Annotated in this window: 16 protein-coding genes and 1 tRNA gene; 5 read left to right on the top strand and 12 right to left on the bottom strand. The window is 31.9% G+C overall.

Annotated elements, in window-relative coordinates:
* Position 1 precedes the first annotated feature (1 nt).
* The 3 genes from ACKI42_RS06760 to ACKI42_RS06750 are packed head-to-tail and all read left to right on the top strand — an operon-like array spanning position 2 to position 3,585.
* Positions 2 to 727: a lysophospholipid acyltransferase family protein gene (locus ACKI42_RS06760; RefSeq protein WP_407403743.1), complete on the top strand. Its 726-nt coding sequence runs from the start codon at positions 2 to 4 to the stop codon at positions 725 to 727.
* Positions 728 to 770: 43 nt separating this feature from the next.
* Positions 771 to 2,540: an MFS transporter gene (locus tag ACKI42_RS06755; RefSeq protein WP_407403741.1), complete on the top strand. Its 1,770-nt coding sequence runs from the start codon at positions 771 to 773 to the stop codon at positions 2,538 to 2,540.
* Positions 2,530 to 3,585, top strand: a complete 1,056-nt coding sequence (locus tag ACKI42_RS06750) for a DUF3810 domain-containing protein (protein ID WP_407403739.1) — start codon at positions 2,530 to 2,532, stop codon at positions 3,583 to 3,585. The genes ACKI42_RS06755 and ACKI42_RS06750 overlap by 11 nt, the downstream gene beginning before the upstream one ends.
* Positions 3,586 to 4,140: 555 nt before the next feature.
* Here ACKI42_RS06750 and ACKI42_RS06745 read toward each other — a convergent pair.
* The 7 genes from ACKI42_RS06745 to greA all read right to left on the bottom strand — a co-directional run bounded on the left by ACKI42_RS06745 (position 4,141) and on the right by greA (position 10,008).
* Positions 4,141 to 4,214, bottom strand: a tRNA-Met gene (locus ACKI42_RS06745).
* Positions 4,215 to 4,258: 44 nt separating this feature from the next.
* On the bottom strand, positions 4,259 to 5,542 hold the full coding sequence (locus ACKI42_RS06740; protein ID WP_407403737.1) for a TlpA family protein disulfide reductase: 1,284 nt from the start codon (positions 5,540 to 5,542) through the stop codon (positions 4,259 to 4,261).
* A gap of 61 nt (positions 5,543 to 5,603) precedes the next feature.
* Positions 5,604 to 5,816 (bottom strand): signal peptidase, encoded by a 213-nt coding sequence (locus tag ACKI42_RS06735; RefSeq protein ID WP_407403735.1) that lies wholly within the window; start codon positions 5,814 to 5,816, stop codon positions 5,604 to 5,606.
* A 4-nt stretch (positions 5,817 to 5,820) separates the two neighbouring features.
* Positions 5,821 to 7,818, bottom strand: coding sequence for a T9SS type A sorting domain-containing protein (locus tag ACKI42_RS06730; RefSeq protein ID WP_407403733.1), 1,998 nt, complete (start codon positions 7,816 to 7,818; stop codon positions 5,821 to 5,823).
* 55 nt (positions 7,819 to 7,873) lie between these two features.
* A complete protein-coding gene (clpX, locus tag ACKI42_RS06725; protein ID WP_407403731.1) occupies positions 7,874 to 9,055 on the bottom strand; it encodes an ATP-dependent Clp protease ATP-binding subunit ClpX in 1,182 nt (393 codons plus the stop codon).
* A 74-nt stretch (positions 9,056 to 9,129) separates the two neighbouring features.
* The gene (locus tag ACKI42_RS06720; protein ID WP_407403729.1) at positions 9,130 to 9,519 is read right to left on the bottom strand and encodes an HIT family protein; all 390 of its coding nucleotides are present in this window, start codon (positions 9,517 to 9,519) and stop codon (positions 9,130 to 9,132) included.
* A gap of 18 nt (positions 9,520 to 9,537) precedes the next feature.
* Positions 9,538 to 10,008 (bottom strand): transcription elongation factor GreA, encoded by a 471-nt coding sequence (greA, locus tag ACKI42_RS06715; protein WP_407403727.1) that lies wholly within the window; start codon positions 10,006 to 10,008, stop codon positions 9,538 to 9,540.
* A 230-nt stretch (positions 10,009 to 10,238) separates the two neighbouring features.
* Here greA and ACKI42_RS06710 point away from each other — a divergent pair, with 230 nt between their 5' ends.
* Together ACKI42_RS06710 and dtd are read left to right on the top strand one after the other, a co-directional pair.
* Positions 10,239 to 10,577, top strand: coding sequence for a hypothetical protein (locus ACKI42_RS06710; RefSeq protein WP_407403725.1), 339 nt, complete (start codon positions 10,239 to 10,241; stop codon positions 10,575 to 10,577).
* A gap of 1 nt (position 10,578) precedes the next feature.
* Positions 10,579 to 11,028, top strand: a complete 450-nt coding sequence (dtd, locus tag ACKI42_RS06705; protein ID WP_407403723.1) for a D-aminoacyl-tRNA deacylase — start codon at positions 10,579 to 10,581, stop codon at positions 11,026 to 11,028.
* A 62-nt stretch (positions 11,029 to 11,090) separates the two neighbouring features.
* On the opposite strand, the gene ACKI42_RS06700 is transcribed toward dtd, so the two are convergent.
* The 5 genes from ACKI42_RS06700 to ACKI42_RS06680 are packed head-to-tail and all read right to left on the bottom strand — an operon-like array spanning position 11,091 to position 14,389.
* Positions 11,091 to 11,606 carry a hypothetical protein gene (locus ACKI42_RS06700; RefSeq protein WP_407403721.1) on the bottom strand — a complete coding sequence of 172 codons (516 nt, stop codon included), beginning with the start codon at positions 11,604 to 11,606 and terminating at the stop codon, positions 11,091 to 11,093.
* Positions 11,607 to 11,654: 48 nt separating this feature from the next.
* Complete coding sequence (locus ACKI42_RS06695) at positions 11,655 to 12,182, bottom strand: hypothetical protein (RefSeq protein ID WP_407403719.1); 528 nt, start codon at positions 12,180 to 12,182, stop codon at positions 11,655 to 11,657.
* An 8-nt stretch (positions 12,183 to 12,190) separates the two neighbouring features.
* Positions 12,191 to 13,561, bottom strand: a complete 1,371-nt coding sequence (locus ACKI42_RS06690) for a DUF4153 domain-containing protein (RefSeq protein WP_407403717.1) — start codon at positions 13,559 to 13,561, stop codon at positions 12,191 to 12,193.
* 33 nt (positions 13,562 to 13,594) lie between these two features.
* Positions 13,595 to 14,080, bottom strand: a complete 486-nt coding sequence (locus ACKI42_RS06685; RefSeq protein ID WP_407403715.1) for a Coq4 family protein — start codon at positions 14,078 to 14,080, stop codon at positions 13,595 to 13,597.
* 12 nt (positions 14,081 to 14,092) lie between these two features.
* Positions 14,093 to 14,389, bottom strand: coding sequence for a hypothetical protein (locus ACKI42_RS06680; RefSeq protein ID WP_407403713.1), 297 nt, complete (start codon positions 14,387 to 14,389; stop codon positions 14,093 to 14,095).
* Positions 14,390 to 14,394: the final 5 nt, after the last annotated feature.

Genomic DNA, 14,394 nt, shown 5'->3' with positions numbered 1-14,394 from the left:
TGTGGGAAAAATTCTTAATTACATTTGGCGAGGATGGATGGTGGTCTTAGCATTCGTGCTTACCATTACCTTAGGAATACCAGTTTACCTATTATCATTAAGCAATAACACCTTCAAATATGCACATATCTTTATTAGATTATGGTGTTATGGGATGTTTTTTGGGATGGGAATGAGATATGAGCTCATTAATCTTACCGATAAAAAAATTGATAAAAATAGGCAATACGTTATTATCTCTAACCATACTTCCATCATGGATATTATGCTTCCTTGCATGCTGTTTCCTCATCATCAGCTTTGCTATGTGGGTAAAAAGGAATTGGTGAAAATTCCGATTTTTGGAACTATTTTAAAGAGAATATGTGTGTTAGTAGACCGAGGCAGTGCAAGAAGTCGCGCCGAAGTTTACAGAAGATGTGCCGATAAAATGGAGGAAGGCAATTGTATAGTTTTGTTTCCTGAAGGTGGAGTTCCAGATGATACGTCCATAATTTTAGACGAATTTAAAGATGGAGCATTTACTTTAGCATCCAAACATAAATCCCCATTGGCCGTATTTACCTTTGTTGGATTAAAGGAAATGTTCCCATTTGATAATAGTAAAGGTCATCCAGGTAAAGTGAAAATTTACTTTAATGACGTCATAGAACCCATTACAACCCCTAAAGAGATGAAATTGTCTGCTTTTGAGACAATAAATAAAACTTTGATAGAGCATAGCTAAGAAAAAATGATTTATATTTGTTTTCTTAACAATATAATGCTTTATGAGCTCAAATCAGCAACAGACCAAATGGTCACAATTCTTATCATTAATTGTAGTATTCTTTTTTTGGGGATTCGTCGCATCAAGTAATGATATATTAATTCCGGTTTTCAAAAAGTGGTTTGTGCTTTCGCAAGTACAAAGTCAGCTTGTAGCCTGGGCATTTTATGTAGCCTACTTTGTGGGATCGGTGATATTCTTTATCATCTCTCTTAAAAGTGATATTCTGCAAAAATTTGGATACAAAAAAACTTTGGCTGTAGGTTTATCAATCTCCGCAATTGGAGCTTTCCTATTTGTACCAGCTGCAGCTTCTGCCAATTTTTGGTTTTTTCTTACGGCACTGTTCACTGTAGGACTAGGATTTTCTGTACAACAAATTGTTGCCAACCCACTCGCTATTAAAATGGGTAGCGCTGAGACGGGTGCTCACCGATTGACATTGGCTGGAGGGATCAACTCTTTGGGAACTACGATTGGACCAATTCTACTAGGAATTATCCTTTTTGGAATGGGTGACAAAGAAGATACTGCAACAAAAGATGCTTCTTTATCTAAAATTGAAGTTGTAAAAAAAGAATACATAGCTCACAAAGAAGAGCTTTCTAAAAATATATTAGAACTAAAAAACGATCAACAAGATGATCAAACTAAGGTAAATGAAGTAATTGGTTTAGTAGAAAATAATATTAAATTATTAGACGCTCAAATTTTATCTATTGATCAAAACCTGGTCTCTACCGATTCACAAATAGATGAATTCACGAATAAACTGAGTGACATTAAACAATCTTCTAGTAGTATTACATATCCTATAGCATTTGTAAAAGATCAATTAAAAGAAGTAAAGATGCCATTTGCAGTATTGGGTGTAGCTTTTATTTTAGTTGCAATATTTATGTTGTTTTCTAAAATTGAAGATCCAGCAAAAGAAGAAGTGGCAAACGAAAAATCTGAAGAAGACAATAAGCCCTTCAGGATTTTTGATTATCCTCAGCTTTATTTGGGAATGCTAGCAATATTCATCTACGTGGGCGTTGAAGTTTCCATTATTAGTAACCTTCCTGCACTATTGCATACCAAAGAATTTGGAGGCGTATTGGAGCACAATATAGCGCCATTCGTTTCTCTATATTGGGGAAGTTTGATGATTGGTAGATGGAACGGAAGCATTAACGTATTTAATATGTCTAAAACCACCAACCTAATCATGAAAATTGTTGTGCCATTTGTTGCATTTGCCATTATTATTTTTGCAAATGAGCTAAGTGGAAAAGACGTATCATCATTTTACATCTATGCATTATGGATTTTTGCCTTTATCCTAATGAGTTTCATTGGTGGTAAACAAGCAGGGAAAACATTAATGATATTCGGTATCGCTGGTGTTGTTATGACGTTCTTAGGTTTGGTGTATCCTGATAAAGAAATCGCAAAATACTTCTTAATTTCTGGCGGTTTATTTTGCTCTATAATGTGGCCTTCTATCTTTGACTTAGCCATTGCGGGTCTAGGTAAAAATACGGGTAAAGCTTCATCTTTCTTAGTTATGATGATTTTGGGTGGTGGTATTATTCCACTTATCCAAGGTTGGATTTGTGACTTTGACAAAACAAGTCCAGAAGGAATAGCAGGGTTAACATGGACTCATTTCTCTTACGTGATTCCTATTTTATGTTTTGCTTATCTAGCTTTCTATGGTTTGGTAACTCCTAAAATCCTGAAAAAACAAGGTATAGTAATGGGCGAAAATTCTAGCAATGCACATTAATTTTAAACAATTATATCATAAAAAAAGATTTTGGGCAGCTATTTTAGTTGTCCAATTTCTTTTGTTCTACCTATTCTCCAAAATAGGTGTCGCTATTTCCTTCTTTAGCACTTTTTTTAAGTTACAAAAAAAGCTACATCAGCTTTTGTTTTCTTGGATTCCCTTTTCATTTGGAGACTTATTATACATTGTTCTTATTCTATTTTTAATCTACAATTCAATCGGAATATTAAATTCGAAAAGGAGAGCTACTTCAATATTTAAAATAATTATAGTTCTCAACATTTTCTATTTTTGTTATCAGGTATTTTGGGGAATGCTTTACTTCCAAGAACCTTTACTTAATAGACTACCTAAAATAGAAGTTACTTTAGAAAAAAGAAAAAATTTGGCGCTTACATATTTAGAAAAATGCAAAAATTCGAGATCTAAGGTTCATGAAGATAAAAACGGAGTTTTTGCAATAAAAGATTGGCGAGCAATACAACAAGAAATTATAGTACAACAAAAGTATATACCAAAACAGTTTTATAATCATGGAAAAGAATCTATACTTTCTTTTAAACCTAGTTTATTTGGCCATTTAATGAGTTTTACTGGTATTGCTGGATACTATAATCCTTTTTCTGCAGAAGCCCAATATAATGAAAATTTGCCAGCAAGTTCTTTACCATTCACGCTCGCTCACGAGAGCGCTCATCAAATTGGTTTCGCACGAGAACAGGAAGCCAATTTCATAGGCTATCTCATAGGTACTTCGTCTAAAAACAATGAGCTAAGATATAGTGCTGAATTTTTCACGTTAAGGAGCCTACTAAACTCCATTGTTGTAGAGGATGAAAAATTTGTAAAAGGAGTTGTAAAACAATATTCTGAGGGGATGCAAAAGGACAGAGCATATGAAAAAGAATTCCAACTTCTGCACCAAGGGATAATTGATGAAATATTTTCCTTCACCAATAATATATTCTTAAAGAGCAACCAGCAAGAAGGTAGTGTTACCTACTCTTATTTTGTAAATCTATTGGTAAAATATGAAGAGTAGGTAATAAAAAAGAATCGTATCAAAAGATACGATTCTAAAAACACAAATGATGAAAAAAAATTTATTACCTTGACTTGTTCCCTCATTCAAGGCACTGTAAAAGTACAATAAAATTTCTTATTTCAAAATTATAATTAGTAGTTACCCTAAAATTTATGAAAACTTTATGATTGTATTATTTATTCCTCACACTGTAGAGATTTATCATTTTATAAAATAAATCATAATTATTATAATAATAATTAAATTCAATTATTATTTATTAATACATTTGTAACAATTCATTAATTATTTGAAATTTGTGAAAATTAAATAATTTTATAAGTATTTAATTTTTTAAAATTGGTATTTAATTTTATGCATGATTATTTATTCAAAAATCTTGATCATAATGCAATAAATTCTGTAGTATGATCAGAAGAACCTACTCATTTTTTGCTTTTTTTTGCAGACAACAGCTGTTTGTTAGAAATAATATACTGGTAAAATAGAATATTTACTCTGATTTTTGGTCATAAAAAAACCACAGAAATTTATTCTGCGGTTTTAATTTTGTAGCGAAGACGGGAATTGAACCCGTGACCTCAGGGTTATGAATCCTGCGCTCTAACCAACTGAGCTACCTCGCCGTTTTGGTGTTGCAAATATAGAAAAAATTTGCAACTCTCCAAAATTATTTTGCATTTAAATATTCTAAAACATCTCCAACATGGTCTGGTTTGCTGATAATCTTATTGTTAGCATCCAAAATAAAATAACTTGGAGTGGCATGAATATTATAAACTTCAGAATAAGTACTGTTCCAACCTCTTAGTTCGGAGTCATTAATCCATGGAAATGCTTTGATTCTACTGGTATAGGATTGTTTGTCAGAGTCCAAAGATAGACCAATTATCTGTACATTTTTTTCTTTTAGAGCATTATATTTTTCTAATAGTTTTGGTAACTCAGTTTCACAATGAGAACACGTTGAAGACCAAAATACAATCACTTTTTTGTCTGCTTTTACATCATAAATAGACTTAGCTGTTGTATTTACCGCAGATTGAAACTTATAATTTGGAAATATGGCTCCAATTTCTGTATTAGCGTTAGCTTTTAGGGTATATGATAATCGATCAGTGATCGTACATTTCAAATTATTAGCTAAACTCAAATATTTTGTTTTGAGATCTTTCATTTCATAAATATCAAATATATCAATCAATTCTGATAAAACCATTTGCCCTCTAGGCGTCTCCACTTTTAGTACCTCCAATAATTTGTCCACAGAATTAGCAACATTAGTATTACCACCCGTATTAAGATACGCTACTAATAAAGGCCTAACCATAGAAGATGCTTCTAGCATATCATTGGATGTATTAAAGAAGCTTATAATTTCTTCTTGTGTAACTTTTTTTGAGTTTTCGCCTGAAAGATATTTGTTGTAATTGTCATTATAGAAGTATATAAAAGGATGTTTGGAGGAATCTACACTTGTAGATCCAGATATTCTTCTCAATTCAGAAGCTATAGCCTTTCCAAAATCTGTATTATCCTTATAATATTCTTTTATTTGAACCAATGCAGGATAAATTATCTCTTTCTTCTGAGATGTCTCTTGAATTGAGTTCATCAATGAATTGGCTTCATCTTTATAATCAATATTTTTAATCTTACCATGAACAGCCTCAAACGTAATCATTACATTCTTATTTTCTGAAATAAAGGTAATAGAATTATTGCTTGAGGGAAAATACACCTTCATCATTCCAGAATAACTCTTTGGATACTTGAAAGTCCAAACATTATTCTTACTTTGTTCTTGGGTAACGATAACGTCTTTAGAACCACTTAAAGTATATAATAAAGCTTCTTTATCCTTAAAATCATTTGGAGCTTGTATACTGACAGTAAATTGCGCATTAAGAGCTAAAGCGAATATCATACTTGATAAAACGATTATTTTTTTCATAGTGTAAAAATAAAAAAACTCTCTGATTAATCAGAGAGTTTTATATATATAAATGTAGTAATTATAATTTTTGAGCTTTATATCTTCTACCGAAATAAACGATTCCAAAAATTGCTATTCCTCCTAAAATATATAAATATAAGTCAATCGGTGATTTAGGACATCCATTTGGATATTTAAAAGGATCACATCCAGGGCCGTTAGATTGAGCATTATAAAAATTAGCTAATACAATAAATAGTGCTAAAAATATTTTGTTAAAGTTAGTTTTCATATTGTTAATGTATTACTATTTTAGAATTTACAATTGTACCATCATTACCTATAATTTTTACTACATACATAGATTTCAAGCTTGCATCTAATTTTATAACGTAATCACTATCAGCCTTTACAGATTTCTCTGATATTACTAATTTTCCACTAGCATCAAACACTTCTATTGATGCTGATTTCCAATCTGGATCAAATCGAACAATATAATTTTTCACAAGAGGATTATAGGTAACCAAAGTTCTAGAAGATTTTTTCGCAATGTCTGTAGTACCCAAACTTGCATTTTGAGGTGCACCATAATATAATCCATAAGTTGAACCTGTCACAGGAATGATATCGCCTTGTCTAGCTTCAGCAACTTGTCCATCAGGTTTAGCATAATAAAAACCTACGCCTCCAGACAGTATATGAGAACCATTATTGATAAGGTTAACATTATCTCTAATTTCGAATTTTAGAGAAGCTATATTACTACCATAAACCCCTAAGTCAATTCTTTTTCCAAGAAAGTTAACTTCATTGGCTTGATTGATATACAATCTATAGTTTGAGGAAAAGTTTGGGTCTGTGCCTCCAGCAGAACTTTCTTCAAATGTTTGAATTATAGCATTTGAATCAGTCATAGCTTGTATAGAGTGTGAGGCTAAAGGATTTACCATATTCCCAGTTACCAAATCATTAGAAACAACATAGTAAGTTTCTCCAATTTGATTACCGGCAGCATCTAATGCGAGAATACCCAATTGTTTAAGAGTATTAGCAGATCCATTTTTATTAGCAGTTACAGAATATGGAGTTGTAATTCTTGCGTTGGTGCTAAATAACCTTAAGTTATCAAAATTAAGTGTTTGAGGCGTACCATCACTCAACTTAATTTTAAATGTTCCTAATGGCTTAATGTTCAGCGCGGGAATATTACCAGCAGGTGTTCCATTACTATTAAATGTAGCCGTTTGTGTATTAGCATATCCAGAAGTTGTACCAGAACCAGAGTTATAAACAACATTTTGTGGATTCACGGAGATTGCCACTAATTTACCTCCGAAATTATTATTATCAGTAACTAGTCCTCCTTCAATATAACCAATATAAGACAAGTCTAAATTTGTTAGATAAGGATTGGAAAATTGATATACATTTTTTCCCCAAGTGCCTACCCATGGAGTATTTGCACTCTCAAAATTATCCCAAATATATGTATTATACTTTTCTTGATAAATGTTTCGGTCATTACCTCCAGCACCGAAGTTCACATTACCAGGAGCTAGTTGGATTGATTGTCCTCCATTTATTCCATCAGCATAAGGAATCCCTTTGAAGGTGTGTAAAGTTTCAGAATTAAATCCAGCAGAACCTACAGAAAAATATCCTGTTCTATCGGCTGATGTTAAGACGTAGGTAGGTTCAAAAGTAATCCCTGTAACACTCCCACTAGTGATAGGTGCGTTTGGGATAGTACTTCCATCAAATCTTAAATTTGTATTACTCCACTTTAGGATTTCTCTTCCGCCCCATCGTGTATTATTAAATGTATTACCCGCATCAGCATTAAAGCTGGCTATTGTTTTACCGAAGAAAGGAATACCTATCTGTTGATATGATCCATGTTTAGTAGCAGCATATTCTTTATCTACAATTCCTGTAATTTTATCTTGAGTGATTCCAGTAATATAAAGTTGACCGTATTGAGAACTAACAGGAGAACTTGGATTATGAATTCTCACAATAATATTTCCACCATCACTTTTAGGATTATTATTTGTATCCAATGTTCTCAATACATCGGTACCTCCACTACCTACAATCATCATATTTCCATGAAGATCTATATTTCCACTACCTTTTGTTTGGACACCACCTCCATTATACACTAAGGTTCCAGAACTTACGTACATTTTAGCAGTATTATCTACATGTAGGAGTACATTTTCAATTGGTAATTGTGCCTGAGCGGAGTAGCTTATAGCAATCAGCCCAATCGTTAATAAATTTTTTTTCATTGTATTTTAAATTTGTGTTTATACAACATTGATTTGCAAAGATATATATTTATTTTTAATTTAAAATATTATCTTTAGTTAAAATTATCTCTGCATCTTCTCCTATAGAAAACATATAATCCTCTAAAACTTTTTCAGTAGTACCTCTCAGTCCTCTTGCTCCAAGTCCTTTTTCCATAGTCTCTTCAACAATTTTTTCAATAGCGGAATCGGTAAATACCAATTTTGTGCCATCCATTTTAAATAATTCAATAAATTGATTAGCAATTGAATTTTTTGGCTCTGTCATGATCTTTATCATCGTTTCTTTGGTAAGTTTTTCCAAATAAGTAATAATAGGAAATCTACCTAATAACTCTGGAATTAGACCAAAAGATCTTAAATCGATTGCATTTAGATTTTTTAAAATATAATCATCCTCATCAATCTTATTTATTTTTTCAGAGCTAAAACCAATTGCTTGTTTGTTCATTCTTCTTTCGATGATTTCTTTTATTCCATCAAAAGCTCCACCTGCAATAAATAATATATTTTGTGTATTTACCTGAATATACTTTTGATCAGGATGTTTTCTTCCTCCTTGTGGTGGCACATTCACAATACTACCCTCCAAGAGTTTCAATAATCCTTGTTGTACTCCTTCTCCAGAAACATCTCTTGTAAGACTTGGGTTATCAGATTTTCTAGCAATTTTATCAATTTCATCTATGAAGACAATACCTTTTTCAGCTTTCTCCACATCAAAATCTGCAACTGCTAATAATCTTGATAATATACTTTCTACGTCTTCTCCTACATACCCTGCTTCTGTAAGGATGGTAGCGTCTACTATACAAAAAGGGACATCCAACTCTTTAGCAATTGTTTTTGCCAATAATGTTTTTCCTGTTCCCGTTTCTCCAATCATAATTATATTGGATTTTTCTAGCTCAACCTCTTTATTTTCTTCCTTTGCATGGAGTAATCTTTTGTAATGATTATATACCGCAATAGACAATTGTTTTTTTGCTTGATACTGACCAATTACATATTGATCTAGAAAAACCTTTATTTCTTTAGGCTTTTTCAATTCTTCTATACTTTCTGCAGGTGAAAATCCAGAAAATGATGTGGAATCTTTCACAATAGAATGCGCCTGTTCTATGCAGTTTTCGCATATATAGCCATTCTGCCCAGCGATGAGCATTTGCACTTCATTTCTCTTCTTACCACAGAAAGAACATTGGTTTGAATTCATGTTGATATAAATATATAAATATAATTACATATAATCCAAATTATATATGTAATATAAAGGATTAATGTCTTTGTTTAAGAATTAACGATCGAATTTTGTATTTCTGAATATTCTTCTGGGGATAGTTTTAACCTTTCATTTTTAAAATTCATGTCCTCTACAGTCTGAAGAGGAATGAGATGAATATGTGCGTGAGGAACTTCTAGCCCTACTACCGCAACGCCTACCCTAATACAAGGTATTGCCTTTTTTACCTTTTTTGCTACATCTTGAGCAAATGCCCAAAGATTTTTATATTCTTCACTCTCCATATCGAAGATGAGATCAGTTTCTTTTTTGGGAATCACCAAAGTATGGCCTTTTACCAAAGGCATAGCGTCCAAAAAGGCAATAAAATAATCATTCTCCGCAATTTTGTAAGCAGGAATTTCACCATTAATGATTTTTGTGAATATAGAACTCATTATTGAGAGGTATCCTGATTAAAGCGTAATTTCTAGCACATCAAAAGATAGCTTATTACCATTAGGCAATACAATCTCTGCAGTTTCTCCTATTACTTTACCTAACAATCCCTTTGCGATAGGTGTATTCACTGAGATTCTACCCGTTTTCAGGTCGCTTTCATTATCTGGTACCAATGTGAAAGATTGCTCTTTTTTGGTTGCGTTATTCATCAATCTCACCGTTGTCAAAATAGAAACTTTTGAAGTATCTAACTGAGTTTCGTCAATGACTTTAGATGTAGTTACAATATCTTTTAGCTTAGAAATTCTCATCTCCAACATTCCTTGTGCTTCTTTTGCAGCATCATACTCGGCATTTTCAGACAAATCTCCTTTGTCCCTTGCCTCTGCAATTTGCTGTGTAATTTTTGGCCTTTCTATCTTTTCTAGTTGTTCTAGCTCGGCTTTCATTTTCTCTAATCCTTCCTTAGTTACATAGCTTGCCATAATATTTAAAATTTTGTTTTAGTATAAAAAAATAATCCGACATTTGTCGGACAATGTTTTTGCTGGTTAATTCGTTATTGATTTACAAATATATAAAAAATTATCTTGAAATGAAAAAAATATCATCATTCATATTTATTTACAGCTTGTTGATTTTCAGCTTTTTAAGTATAAATTCATGTAGTAGCAGTGAAGAAACGGTAAGCTGTTTTCCTAACACTCCTATAAGTGTGAATCTAAATTTAAATTATGCCAACTATAATAATTTAAATTACGTTGGAGGATGGATATATGTGGATGAACAACAATCAGGTACCAGAGGTCTTATTGTTGTAAGAACCTCGGATAGCCCTGCATCTTTCAAGGTTTATGATAGAAATGCGCCTCATCTTTGTCCCGATAATACTACTACTTTACAAGTAAAAGATGGCATCAGTATTATTTGTCCAAAAGATAATGCGACTTGGATTATGCTAAGTGGACAGCCAACATCTATTTCTAGCGTACCGCCAAAAACTTATTTCTGGAGTTATGATGCATCTTCTAAAAATCTTAATCTATATAATTAAAATGAAAACAGTTGTACAAAGAGTATCTCAGGCAAATGTAGGGGTAGATGGCAATACAGTAGGCGCCATTGATAAGGGCTTTATGCTTTTGGTAGGAATTGATGAAAATGATGAAAAATCTGATGCAGATTGGCTGGTACAAAAAATTCTGAATCTAAGAGTTTTTGCTGACGAAAATGAAAAACTAAATCATTCTATTTTAGATATAAAAGGCGAAATCCTGTGCATTAGCCAATTTACGCTGATTGCAGATTACAAAAAGGGAAATCGACCTTCATTCATCAAGGCAGCAAAACCCAATAAGGCAATCCCGTTATTCGAATATTTTAAAGAGCAGCTAGCAAAATCTGAGCTAAAGATTGAAAGTGGTATTTTCGGAGCAGATATGAAAGTTTCGCTCACCAATGATGGACCTGTAACTATTGTGTTGGATTCTATCACCAAACAATAAAAACAAAAAAATGCATTCCCTAATTTTAGAGAAAGCATTTTTTATTGATATCTAAAGATAAATTATCTTACAGGAACACTACTGAAATTAAGTGCAACTTTTAAATTCATATCGGTAGAAGTTTGATTTTTAAGCTCGTAGACCGTCCTTACTGTTACTCCACTACTTTTTACTACATCATCCAAAAATCCAGTATCATTATTCAAATCCAAATTTAAACTAGATGTTGAAGATGAAATATCCGTTCTGGAAGCGACTAATTTTTCTGATGATCCATTAGAAGAAATATAAACTTTCACAGATTTTATTGCGCTAAGATCACCGCCAACAGGAGTAACTACTGATAGTTTGGCATCCGACACTCTTACATCTTTTATTTGAGCATTATTGTTACCTCCAAACCAAGATTGAATATTAGTAGCTGTTGCTGTAGAAGATACTTCTTTCCCCGCTGGCACGCCTGTTGAAACTAGAACGTTTGCAGTGTAAGGAAATGTATTTTGAACGATAGATTGCACAGTTCCACAACTTACCAATGCAGCAGATGCTACAATGGCCATTGAAAATATATTTTTCATAATGATTTCATTTTTTATAGTTGGATATTTGCACAAATTGTACCAAATCTACTCTACCAACACAGAAAATTTGCCAATTGCCTTACCTTCAGCTCTATTGTTAATGCCAATGATTAACCAAACTTCTCCCTTTTTAGGCATCTTATAGGTGATTTCCTTTGAAAATGGTCCGTCCAACTCTCCGTTTGCTAATTTTATTTGATTAAATTGAACATTAAAATCTTTTTGCTCAGTTGTAATGCTTGCTCTAAGTTGAGGATTATTATATTTTAAAATTTTTATGATTAAAAGATTTTCTTTGTTCGTAAACTCTGAATCTAAAGTAAATGGCAAATGTTCACCATCTACTAACTTCACAATTGTTCCTGATTTTGAAGATTTATTTTGAATTGAATTTGTTACGACTTCATTATCCTTATCTATTGAATGACTTATTTTGATGTAAGCAGAATCTTCTTTATTGGAAGGTTCAGAAAATTCGGTTTCCATAACAGATTGTTTAGTAGTTGAAGCTACGGTTTCTTTTTTACAAGAAATTACAAATATGGGCAGAAGGAATATAATTAATTTTTTCATGCTATTTATTATTGAATGGTTTCGAAATATAAAATTTTAGACAGAAAACTATCCGATTTTTCCTCTTGAATTTTTTGTTTTACTTCTTGATAAAAAACTTCGTCATTGGATTTTTCTGCGTACTCTAACAATTCTTTTTGATTAAAATGAATTGACTGAAGATGGAAATCTTTAGCAAAATCTTTTCGTTTACTGTTTTGAGAAGTAATTACACTTCCCCAATTGACGTAACTGCAAACCAAAATTGTTCCGAATACACACCAAACCATCGCATTGAAAAGGTAAGCATTGGTTTTTTTATTCTGAATTTTTATAAATGTGAATACCAATCCCAACATGCCAACCATTATGAAAGCAATCACTCCCAATCTTTTGTACGTAAAGCCATAATTCAAGATATATTCTGTGTTTTTTAATAAAGTAATTATCATTAAAATTGCATTAAGCAGAATCCAAATTTTAGATATCAATTTTAAAAATTGAGCTTTTGTATCAAAATTAAAATAAGATTTAAAATAAAAAAGAAGCACAAAAATGGACATTACTATTGAAACGATAACCGCGGTTACTCTTTGATGCGTCTCGTCTGAAAGCTGATTGGGGGACTTTGGAAGCTCGTAAAATAGTTCTATCGTAAATGTGATAATAAAGAATAAAAGAAGTACACATAAACTTGTGATTGTTATAATACCACTCATTCTTTCTGTAGGAACATCGAGAAATGTAAAGGTAGATTTTTCCTTGTAATCATCAACTTTAAAGTCATTTTCAAAAAGATAATTTTGCTTGTAAATTTGCCTTTCCACATTAAAATTAAAATAATTAAAGGCAATAAAAAATCCAACAACCGAAATACAGAAAGCTTCCCAAATATTAATATCCAATTCGTAGTTTGTAAATAATTCTGCAAAATGCGTACTTCCAGCCGAATAAACTCCAAAAAATAAGAGAACTAATATTAACGGAAATAAGAAAAATGCAAACATTTTTTTCAAGCTTCCCGAATTTTGCCTTCTAGGAATCCATTTATCAAAACTAAATATTCTGCATAATGAGGTAGCAAAATTGGTAATGAATACAGGAATGAGTAAAATAATATTCATTCTTTTTTCTCGAGATCGATAAGAAAGCATTAATAAACAAGAAACCAAAGCCAAAAATGATGCATAGTCTCCGTACCAAGCAAATGCAAAGCTAGAACAAATGCTGAGTACGAATAATACCAAAAAACTAGAGTTTCTATGTGATTTGTTTGTCTTAAAAAAAGTGAGAAAGGAATAAATAATTCCTAAAATTCCCAAATTGAGTCCCACATTTTCTTCATAAAACAGGATTAAAAATATAAATGTAGAAAGAAATATATAGTGATGTGTTTTCATAATTATCAACGTTGAATAGTGAACGTACAGTCGTTAGAAACTAACAGGAGTTTCTTTTTGCCTTAGAAAATCTTTAAGATGATAAAAATTTTGCCACAGTAATTCTTCAAAATTCAGATGGTGAAACGTTTTCATCTCTTTGCCTTTATGATAGGCTTCATAATACATTTTGTAATATTCTGGGAAAACAAGCGTTCCCAAAAGCATCGTACCTAGTAAATAGGCTGTTTTTTTACCGTTGCCGAAAAGCAAATATTGCATAGCAATCTCATCTTGAATATTGGTAGAAAAATCGGTTATAAGATGGTAGACATCATGATTTTCCATTTTCGGGATCATTCTGAATCCATGTTTTTGATAGAAATCTCCCAAAACTTTCCCTAAAGAATCGTTCTGAAAATTGAGCAATTGCGCTTCTGAAAATTGCCATTGCCTTTTTTTCTTTTTAAAGTACTTTCTGTATTGCTTTTGAGAATTTTCGTACATGAAAAGGATAAACTGAACGCGAAGTTTTTTCATCGTTTTTTATATTTAATTAATAATAAATAAGCCAATGATTGCGTAGAGAAACGCAATCGGAATGTTGAGAAGTATAAATCCTATTGCTGCAAAACAATCTTTTTTTCGATCATCATTCAAATAAGAATAGATCAAAAGGAAAACAATAATTACAGAATTGATGATGCTTCCGTGGATGAGCAACATAAATCCAAAGATGGCAAAGTCTTCGTTTTGTGTAATTAAATCTCCTATTAATGCAATATTACCAAAGGCAAAAAAGAGCCAAAAAATAAATTTACCAAATGTGATTATTGAAGTATTTTTCATAGTAA

Origin of the sequence: Chryseobacterium sp. (assembly GCF_045629545.1) — a bacterium.
Classification (GTDB): Bacteria; Bacteroidota; Bacteroidia; order Flavobacteriales; family Weeksellaceae; genus Chryseobacterium.
The sequence above is the reverse complement of the archived record's forward strand: the minus strand, read 5'-3'. Positions and strand labels throughout refer to the sequence as shown.

Bases quoted from the DNA above. Each gene is read 5' to 3' on its own strand.
- ACKI42_RS06755 (WP_407403741.1), top strand. From the start codon at position 771: ATGAGCTCAAATCAGCAACAGACCAAATGGTCACAATTCTTATCATTA.
- ACKI42_RS06750 (WP_407403739.1), top strand. From the start codon at position 2,530: ATGCACATTAATTTTAAACAATTATATCATAAAAAAAGATTTTGGGCA.
- ACKI42_RS06730 (WP_407403733.1), bottom strand. From the start codon at position 7,818: ATGAAAAAAAATTTATTAACGATTGGGCTGATTGCTATAAGCTACTCC.
- ACKI42_RS06700 (WP_407403721.1), bottom strand. From the start codon at position 11,606: ATGAAAAATATATTTTCAATGGCCATTGTAGCATCTGCTGCATTGGTA.
- ACKI42_RS06740 (WP_407403737.1), bottom strand. From the start codon at position 5,542: ATGAAAAAAATAATCGTTTTATCAAGTATGATATTCGCTTTAGCTCTT.
- ACKI42_RS06680 (WP_407403713.1), bottom strand. From the start codon at position 14,389: ATGAAAAATACTTCAATAATCACATTTGGTAAATTTATTTTTTGGCTC.
- ACKI42_RS06735 (WP_407403735.1), bottom strand. From the start codon at position 5,816: ATGAAAACTAACTTTAACAAAATATTTTTAGCACTATTTATTGTATTA.
- ACKI42_RS06695 (WP_407403719.1), bottom strand. From the start codon at position 12,182: ATGAAAAAATTAATTATATTCCTTCTGCCCATATTTGTAATTTCTTGT.
- ACKI42_RS06690 (WP_407403717.1), bottom strand. From the start codon at position 13,561: ATGAAAACACATCACTATATATTTCTTTCTACATTTATATTTTTAATC.
- clpX (WP_407403731.1), bottom strand. From the start codon at position 9,055: ATGAATTCAAACCAATGTTCTTTCTGTGGTAAGAAGAGAAATGAAGTG.
- greA (WP_407403727.1), bottom strand. From the start codon at position 10,008: ATGGCAAGCTATGTAACTAAGGAAGGATTAGAGAAAATGAAAGCCGAG.
- ACKI42_RS06720 (WP_407403729.1), bottom strand. From the start codon at position 9,519: ATGAGTTCTATATTCACAAAAATCATTAATGGTGAAATTCCTGCTTAC.
- dtd (WP_407403723.1), top strand. From the start codon at position 10,579: ATGAAAACAGTTGTACAAAGAGTATCTCAGGCAAATGTAGGGGTAGAT.
- ACKI42_RS06685 (WP_407403715.1), bottom strand. From the start codon at position 14,080: ATGAAAAAACTTCGCGTTCAGTTTATCCTTTTCATGTACGAAAATTCT.